Genomic DNA, 8524 nt, shown 5'->3' with positions numbered 1-8524 from the left:
GCCGCGCGGCGCGGCCGGGCGCGGTGGAGGGTCAGTACTGCGTGGTGACCGTGACGCCGCTGAAGGCGGTGGCCCCGTACAGGCTGATGAACCGGTAGCCGGCCGTGGTGTTGGTGACGGTCAGGCCCTGGGCGGTGCCGCCGGCGGTCGAGGACGCGGTGGCGTTGGTGTTCGTGGCCCAGGTGGTGGAGTTGTAGAGGAGGTGGGCCGTTCCGGATGTCACCGGCGTGTCCCCGGTCACATCGGCGGGCCCTCGGCGGCGTCCCGTCGACCACCCGTCGACGGTCCGTCAACACTCGCGCCTGCCGGGCGCCTACGGCCCGCACGGGAGCCGCGGCGGCGAGCGCGGCCCCCGGGACCTCGACCCCCCGGCCCCCGGGTCCGGCCCCCCGGCCCCCGGGTCCTGCGGTCATGAGGAGTCGCGGGCGACCAGGTCGACGGTCATCAGGTCCCGGCTGACCGGCGGCGCGTCCGGGTCGGCGACCACCCGGTCGACCAGCTCGGCCAGCTCCTCGCCGGAGGGCAGCCGCATCCGGACCGAGCTCAGCCGGGGCCGGAGCAGCCGGGCCAGCAGCAGGTCGTCCGCGCCGACCAGGGCCACCGCCCGGGGGACGTCCAGGCCCGCGTCCTGCAGCGCGCGCAGGGCGAGCATCGCGTACTCGTCGTTGTAGCCGAACAGGCCGTCCAGTCCCAGTTCGCGGCAGCGGACGGCGAGTTCGGCCGCGGACTCCTCGGTGTAGTCCAGCGGCAGCGGCTCGACCACGGCATCGGGACCGGCCGCGGCGACGGCGGCCCGGGCACCGGCCAGCCGGGGGGCACTGAACAGGGCGAGCGCCGGATCGGTCGGCAGGACGACACCGATCCGGCGGCGGCCGCGCTCCAGCAGGTGGGCGGCGGCGGCCGCGCCGACCTCGCGCTGGTCCATGACCAGCGCGTGCGCACCGGGCACCGGCGGGGCGCCGAGGGTGAGCACCGCCCGGGTGCCGGAACGCCGCAGGATCCGGACGCCGTCGGGGGTGAGTCCGGGGGTGAGGCAGACCACCGCGGTGGGCCGCAGTTCGGCCCAGGCACGGGCGGCGTCCTCGCCGCTGCCCGGGGTGGGGCCGAGCAGCACGCCGGTGTAGCCGTGGCGGTGCAGGGCCTCCTGCAGCTCGCGGTGGAAGCTGCTGAACAGGGGGCCGATCGGCGCGGCGGCACCGACGAGCAGCACCAGCCCGGTGCGGCCGGCCCGCAGCGAGCGGGCTCCGGCGTGCGGGACGTAGCCGAGCCTGTCGGCGGCGGCCCGGACCTTGGCCCGGGTCTGTTCGCTGACCCGGCCGCCGGCCGTGTTGTTGAGCACGAAGGACACCGTGGCGCGGGAGACGCCGGCCAGCCGGGCGACGTCGGCACTGGTGGGCGGCTGGGCCCCGGAGGGCGGCGGGGTGCTGGGATCGATGCGGTCGCTGTTCATAACGGTTCGAATCCTTTCACGGCCGGCCCTGGCCGCGGGGCGGAATCTCCTGCTAAACAGCTGGTTACACGAGTAAGCGTTACACGTGTAACCTGGTTCCCGATCCGCCGCCCGGTCCCCACCCCGCCGCCGGGCACTCCCCTTGGAGGGCAACGTGGCCCTTTCCCCCGCCCACACCCCGCCGCAGGACGGCCCGAACGCCCGTACCGACGGCCCGGCCGACCGTACGGACGCCCCCGCGCCCGCCTCCCGCGGCCTGCTGCCCCTGCTCTTCGCCGGCAACACCGCGATGTACGCGCTCTACCTCGGCGTCGGCAGCGTGCTGCTGCCGCTGCACATCGAGCACCTCGACCCGGCCGCCAAGGTGGCCAACCTCGGCCTGGTCAGCGGCGTCGCCGCGGTCTTCGCCACCTTCTTCAACCCGTTCGCCGGCGCCCTGTCCGACCGCTCCGGCCGCCGCAACCCGTGGATCCTGGGCGGCGGCGTGGCCACGGTGGCCGCCATGGCCCTGCTCGGCAGCGTGAACTCGGTGCTGCTGGTCTGCATCGCCTGGTGCCTCGGCCAGGCGGCGATGAACTTCTACCAGGCCTCCCTCACCTCCGTGGTGCCCGACCGCGTCCCGGCCGGTCGCCGGGGCACCGCCTCCGCCGCCGTCGGACTCGGCCTGCCGGTCGGCTCCACCCTCGGCGTCCTGCTGGCCTCCGCCTTTTCCGACCGCCTCCGGACCGGCTACCTGGTGCTCGGCCTGCTGGTCGCACTGGCCGCCGCGCTCTTCAGCGGCCTCGCCCGCGAGCGTCGGATGCCCGCCAAGCGGCCCGCACCGCTGCGCGAGCAGGCCGCCGCCTTCCTCGGGGTGCTGCGCGAGCCGGACTTCCGCTGGGCGTTCATCGGCCGGGCCCTACTGGTGCTGGGCTACTTCGCCGTCGTCGGCTACCAGCTCTACATCCTCCAGGACCACATCAGCCTGCCCGGCGGCCTCACGCCGGAGCGCGCGATCGCGATCCTCACCCCCGTCTCCTCGGTCGCGATGGCCGTCTCCACCGTCGTCGGCGGCGTGCTCTCCGACCGGCTGGACCGCCGCAAGCTGTTCGTCTCGCTCTCGGCGGCCCTCTCCGGCCTGTCCCTGCTGATCCCGGTGCTCAGCCCCACCTGGCCCGCGATGATCGTCTTCTCCGCGGTCAACGGCCTCGCCTTCGGCTGCTTCATGGCCGTCGACACCGCCCTGGTCACCATGGTGCTGCCCCGGGCCGAGGACGCCGCCCGCGACATGGGCGTGCTCAACATCGCCAACGCCGGGCCGCAGATCATCGCCCCCTTCGTGGCCTCCGCCGTGGTCGGCCTCGGCGGCTACACCCCCCTGTTCCTGCTCGGTGCCGCCCTCGCGGCGGCCGGAGCCCTGGCGGTCCGCCCCATCCGCGGCGTCCGCTGACCTCTCCCGATTTCCTGACGCTCCACCAGAAAGGCTGTACAGCGATGAAGTTGAACACCCACGAATGGGGAACCGGCGACCGCGTCGCGCTGCTGGTGCACGGCATCATGTCCGACCACCGCACCTGGCGGCGGGTCGGCCCGGCCCTGGCCGAGCGCGGCTACCGGGTCATCGCCGTCGACCAGCGCGGCCACGGGCTGAGCCCGCGCGGCAACGGCGGCACCCCGCAGGAGCGCTACGCCCTGGACGCCTACGCCGAGGACCTGGTCGAGACCCTGCCCACCGGCGCCGCGCTCGCCGTCGGGCACTCGCTCGGCGGCATCACCCTGCTGCGCGCCGTCGAACGGCTGAAGCCCGCCCGCGCCGTCTACGTCGACCCGGCCTGGCAGTTCGCCCAGGCCGAAGGGGTGGACCCGGAGCTGTTCGTGGAGTTCCGGAACGCCGGACGCGAGCAGATCGCGGCCATGAACCCGCGGTGGGAGGAGGCCGACATCGACGTCGAGCTCGCCACCCTCGCCGCCTGGGACCCGGACTCCGCGCTCGCCATGCCCGGACAGGACGCCGGGCTGCCCGAGGCCCCCACCGTGCCCTCCCTGGTGGTGCGGGCCGACGACAGCTTCCTGCTCGGCGCCGCCGACACCGGACTGCTGCGCGAGCGCGGCTTCGAGGTGCGCACCGTGCCGGGCGCCGGACACACCGTCCACCGGGACGACCACGCCGGCTTCATGGCCGCGCTGGAAGGCTGGGTGTGACCGGTGCGCCACCGGGAGAACGCCCCCGAGCAGACCGCCGCGACCAGCGCGGAGACGACCGTGACCAGTGAGGAGACCACCATGGCCGCCGAACAGACCACCCTGACCGCCGACGCCCGGCGCGAGGCCGCCGCCGAGGCCGCCCTCGCCCGCCTGGACCTGCCCGCCAAGGTCGCCCTGCTCGCCGGGGCCGACATGTGGTCGCTGCCCGCCAACGCGGAGATCGGCCTCGGCCGGCTGGTGATGTCCGACGGCCCGGCCGGCGTCCGGGGCGAGCACTGGACCCCGGACGACCCGTCCGTCGCCCTGCCCTCACCGACCGCCCTCGCCGCCACCTGGGACCTCGACCTGGTCCGCCGGGCCGGCCGGCTGCTCGCCCAGGAGGCCCGGCGCAAGGGCGCCCACGTGGTGCTCGCGCCGACCGTCAACCTGCACCGCAGCCCGCGCGGCGGACGCCACTTCGAGTGCTACTCGGAGGACCCGCTGCTCACCGGCGAGATCGGGGCCGCCCTGGTCTCCGGCGTCCAGGACGGCGGAGTCGGCACCACGCCCAAGCACTTCGTCGCCAACGACTCGGAGACCGACCGGTACACCGTCGACGTCCGGGTGGACGAGCGCACCCTGCGCGAGCTCTACCTGGCGCCGTTCGAGGCGATCGTCAGGAAGGCCCACCCGTGGGGCCTGATGGCCGCCTACAACGCCGTCAACGGCCCGACCATGAGCGAGCACACCGAGCTCAACAACACGGTGCTGCGCGAGGAGTGGGGCTTCGACGGAGTCCTGGTCTCGGACTGGACCGGCGCCCGGGACACCGTCCGGGCCGCGCTCGGCGGCCTCGACGTGGCGATGCCCGGCCCGGCCACCGTCTACGGCGAGCACCTGGTGACGGCCGTCCGCGCGGGCCTGGTGCCCGAGACCGTGGTGGACGCGCTGGCCCGCCGCGTGCTGCGGCTGGCCGCCCGGGTCGGCCTGCTGGCCGGCGCCCCGGCCGCCGTCCCGGCCGGGGAACTGCCCGCGCCGGTCGACGGCGAGGCCCTGGTGCGCGAGCTCGCGGCACACTCCTTCGTCCTGCTGCGCAACGAGGGCGGCGTGCTGCCGCTGGACCCGGCACCGGCCACGGTGGCGCTGATCGGCGCGGCCGCGGCCGAGGCCCGGATCGGCGGCGGCGGCAGCGCCCAGGTCTTCCCGACCCGGGTGGTCACCCCGCTGGAGGGCCTGCGCGCCGCGCTCGGCGAGGGCGGCACGCTGGTCCACGAGACCGGCGCCGACCCGCGCACCTTCCTCCCGCCCGCGGCCTTCCCGTGCAGCGCCGAACTGCTCGGCCCGGAGGGCGAGTCGCTCGGAACGGCCGCGCTGGCCGACGGCAGCGTCCGCTGGCTGGGCGCGCTGCCCGGCGGCACCGCCTTCGCCGACCTCGCACGGGTCCGGCTGACCGGCGTCCTGGCCGCGGGCGCCGGCGGGCGGCACCGGCTGGCCGTCCGGGGCGTGGGCCGGTTCACCCTGGAGGCGGACGGCGAGGTGCTCTACGACGGGGCGCTGCTGCCCGAGGGCGAGGACCCGGCCGCGGCCTTCCTCAACCCTCCGGAGCACCGCGTCGAACTCGACCTCCCCGAGGGCCGGGAGACGGCCGTCACGCTGACCCACACCGTGCCGCGGACGGGCGACGTCACCGGTTTCGGCCTGGTCTCCTTCACGCTCGGGCACGGCGCGCCGACCGTCTCCCCGGACGAGCTGATCGACCGGGCCGTCGCGGCGGCCCGGACGGCCGAGGTCGCGGTGGTCGTGGTCGGCACCACCGAGGAGGTGGAGAGCGAGGGCGTGGACCGGGCGAGCCTGCGACTCCCGGGCCGCCAGGACGAGTTGGTCGCCCGGGTCGCCGCCGCCAACCCCCGTACGGTGGTGGTGGTCAACGCCGGCGCCCCGGTGCTGATGCCCTGGCGCGAGGAGGTGGCCGCCGTGCTGCTCGCCTGGTTCCCCGGCCAGCAGGCCGGCGAGGCGCTCGCCGACGTGCTGCTCGGCGCGGTCGAGCCGGGCGGACGCCTGCCCACCACCTGGCCCGCCGAGGAGGCCGACAGCCCCGTCCGGGAGGTCGTGCCCACCGACGGCCGACTCGACTACGCCGAGGGCCTGTTCATCGGCTACCGGGCCTGGCAGCGCCGCGCCGGCGCCGCACCCGCGTACTGGTTCGGGGCCGGCGGCGGCTACACCGACTGGTCCTACGAGGGCCTGGAGGCACGACTGGTCGACGGGGACGCCGAGGCGCTCGCCGAGGTGACCGTCCGGGTGCGCAACACCGGCGAGCGGGCCGGACGCGAGGTGGTGCAGCTCTACCTGGCCACCGACGGCTCCGACCGCACCCGCCCCGACCGCCAGTTGGCGGGCTTCGCGGTGGTCGAGGCCGCACCGGGCGCCGTCGTCACCGCGCGGATCACCGTCCCGCGCCGGGCCGTCGAGAGCTGGGACACCGCCACCCGCTCCTGGCGCGTCAACCCCGGCGTGCACACCGTCGAGGCCGGCCGCAGCGCCGGGGACCGGCCGCTCGCGGTGGCCCTGGTCGTTCCGCCGCGGGCCTGACCCGGGCCGACGGACTGGCCCCGGCGGCCCCGTCGCCGCCGGGGCCGGGCACGGTCGCCGCGAGCCGGGCACGGCCGTCGCGGGCCGGGCACCATCACGGCGGGCCACCGTCGCCGTGGTCCCGCCCAGGGCGGCCCGCTCACCCCGAGCGGACCGCCCCTCCTCCCGTTCGCCGCCGGCCCCCGCGTCGGCCCCGGGGCCCTACAGCTGGCTCAGGATCGTCGGGTCCGTGATCCTCGCGTCGTCGGCCAGCACGGCCCGGGCCGCCGGGTGGTGGCCGCCGGTCGGACGGCGGCGTGACGGGAGGCCGTCACGGTTCGCTCTGCGGAAGCCCGGGGACCCTCCTCCCACGCGGAACGAGCCGGGGATCTACCGGGTGCGCGGTTGGGCGCCGCGATCGGGTGAGCCCGGCCGGGCCCCGCCCTGGTGCCGCGGCCGGGCGGGGCGGGGCTGCGGACAGCGCCGGCGGCGCCGACAGCACGGACCGCTCTCACCGACCGCCGTCAACGGCAGGACCATCACGACCACCGCGGACGGCTGCTCGCCCACCACGTCGGCGGCCGGCGCCCCGCGGTGGCTCCCGCCCGGCTGATCGATCCCGCTACCGGGAACGGCCCGCGCAGCACGGAGAAACCCCTCCAAGCGCGAAGCCCCCAGGCCGAGTGCCGCCGCGAGCTGCTGGACCGAACGGCGATGCGGTCGGCGCACCCGGCCCCGCTCGATGTCGCTGATCGTCCTCACACTGACCTGGGAACGCCGGGCGAGTTCCTCGTGCGTGAGCCCCGCCGCACGACGAAGCTCCCTCAGCATCCCCCCGAATGCCGTATTCCCTTGCTGCGCCTTCGACACGTCACCCCCTGACATCCACGCCCCCTCGTACTGAACGCGCGCTTCCACACCTGACGCGTGGGAGCGCTCCCACGCCGGGGAGCGTAGCAGTCCTCACCTGCCGGGTCGGTCGCGACACTCAGCGGGAGCCCGGCGAAGAACAACGGGATTTGATGGCCCTTCAGGCTGGTCCCGTCAGGCCGAGACCCGCACCGTCAGCTCGGCCGGAAGGGTCACCTGGCGACGCGGCCGACCGGGTTCGGCGATCTCTTCGAGCAACAGCTGAACCATCAACCTCCCCATCGCCTCGATGGGTTGGCGCACACTGGTGAGCGGCGGCTCGGTGCTCCGGGCGACCACGGAATCGTCGAAGCCGACGACCGCCACCTGTCCCGGCACGCGCCGCCCCGCCTCGCGCAGCGCCCGGATCGCGCCCACGGCCATCAGATCAGAGGCGCAGAACACGGCGTCGAGGGCGGGTGCTCCGGCCAGGAGTTCGCGCATCGCCGCGTAGCCGCCCGCCTCGGTGAAGTCCCCGTGGGCGACGAGTGCTTCCTCCAGGGGGAGGCCGGCCTCCGTGAGCGCCTCCCGGTACCCCGCCAGGCGTGCTCCGGCCGCCTCCATGTCGAGCGGCCCCGTGATCGTGGCCACCCTGGTGCTGCCGCGCGCGACCAGGTGCCGGACGGCCGCCCGGGCCCCGCCCGCGTTGTCGGCGTGGACGTAGCTCAGCGGTTCCCGCTCGGAACGGCGACCGCCCAGCACGGTCGGCATCTCCAGCCATTCGAGCAGGTCGGGCAACGGGTCGTCCTGACGCACCGAGACCAGGAGCACGCCGTCGACCCGACGCGCGGTGAGGTAGCGCGTCAGACGCTCGCGCTCGTCCTCGTTGCGGACCAGGGCCAGCAGCAACTGCAGGTCGGTCGCGGCGAGTTCGTCGGAGATCCCGGTGATGACGTCCGAGAAGTACGGTTCCGACCTCAGCCGCTCCGCGCTTTCCGGGACGACCAGGGCGATGACATCGGTCCGCGAGGTCACCAGGGACCGTGCCGCCTGGTTGGGGACGTAGCCGAGCTCGGCGATGGCGCGCTCCACGGCCTCCCTCGCCTCGGTGCTCACCTTGGGCGAACCGTTGATGACCCGGGACACCGTCCCCCTGCTGACTCCGGCGCGAGCCGCCACGTCTTCCACCGTCGGTCGCGCGCCGGACCGGGCGGTTCCGGGACCCGGCCGTTCAGTTCGGGGCATGATCACACTCCGGCGTGGCTCACCGGGCGATCGTCCGGAACGGGGCGACGGAAGTGATCCACGAGGTCGACTGTTCGGGAGACGTGCTCGCGCACGCTCGGGGGCGGCCATCGTACACGGCGTGAGAGCGCTCCCACCGGCTGCCGCCGGCCGTTCGCCCACCCCGCCACCCGGGTCCCGGGACCCGGGACCCGCCGACCCGGCGCCCGCCCTTGAGTAGGTCACAGTGACCACCAAGGCGCGCGA

At 75.4% G+C, this 8524-nt stretch carries 7 protein-coding genes; 3 read left to right on the top strand and 4 right to left on the bottom strand.

Annotated features, from left to right (window positions below):
• Nucleotides 1-31 precede the first annotated feature (31 nt).
• Nucleotides 32-223, bottom strand: a complete 192-nt coding sequence (locus tag ACWGKU_RS39120; protein ID WP_452180887.1) for a hypothetical protein — start codon at nt 221-223, stop codon at nt 32-34.
• A 186-nt stretch (nt 224-409) separates the two neighbouring features.
• A complete protein-coding gene (locus tag ACWGKU_RS39115; protein WP_401051557.1) occupies nt 410-1450 on the bottom strand; it encodes a LacI family DNA-binding transcriptional regulator in 1041 nt (346 codons plus the stop codon).
• Nucleotides 1451-1604: 154 nt separating this feature from the next.
• Here ACWGKU_RS39115 and ACWGKU_RS39110 point away from each other — a divergent pair, with 154 nt between their 5' ends.
• From ACWGKU_RS39110 to ACWGKU_RS39100, 3 genes are all read left to right on the top strand, one after another.
• Nucleotides 1605-2879 (top strand): MFS transporter, encoded by a 1275-nt coding sequence (locus tag ACWGKU_RS39110; RefSeq protein WP_452180886.1) that lies wholly within the window; start codon nt 1605-1607, stop codon nt 2877-2879.
• 44 nt (nt 2880-2923) lie between these two features.
• Nucleotides 2924-3631: an alpha/beta fold hydrolase gene (locus ACWGKU_RS39105; RefSeq protein WP_401051562.1), complete on the top strand. Its 708-nt coding sequence runs from the start codon at nt 2924-2926 to the stop codon at nt 3629-3631.
• Nucleotides 3632-3712: 81 nt separating this feature from the next.
• Complete coding sequence (locus ACWGKU_RS39100) at nt 3713-6205, top strand: beta-glucosidase (protein ID WP_452180889.1); 2493 nt, start codon at nt 3713-3715, stop codon at nt 6203-6205.
• Nucleotides 6206-6574: 369 nt separating this feature from the next.
• Here ACWGKU_RS39100 and ACWGKU_RS39095 read toward each other — a convergent pair whose 3' ends face one another.
• Nucleotides 6575-7015 (bottom strand): helix-turn-helix domain-containing protein, encoded by a 441-nt coding sequence (locus tag ACWGKU_RS39095; RefSeq protein ID WP_452180888.1) that lies wholly within the window; start codon nt 7013-7015, stop codon nt 6575-6577.
• Nucleotides 7016-7228: 213 nt separating this feature from the next.
• On the bottom strand, nt 7229-8278 hold the full coding sequence (locus ACWGKU_RS39090; RefSeq protein WP_452180885.1) for a LacI family DNA-binding transcriptional regulator: 1050 nt from the start codon (nt 8276-8278) through the stop codon (nt 7229-7231).
• Nucleotides 8279-8524 lie beyond the last annotated feature (246 nt).

This window comes from Kitasatospora sp. NPDC054768 (genome assembly GCF_053612025.1).
The sequence above is the reverse complement of the archived record's forward strand: the minus strand, read 5'-3'. Positions and strand labels throughout refer to the sequence as shown.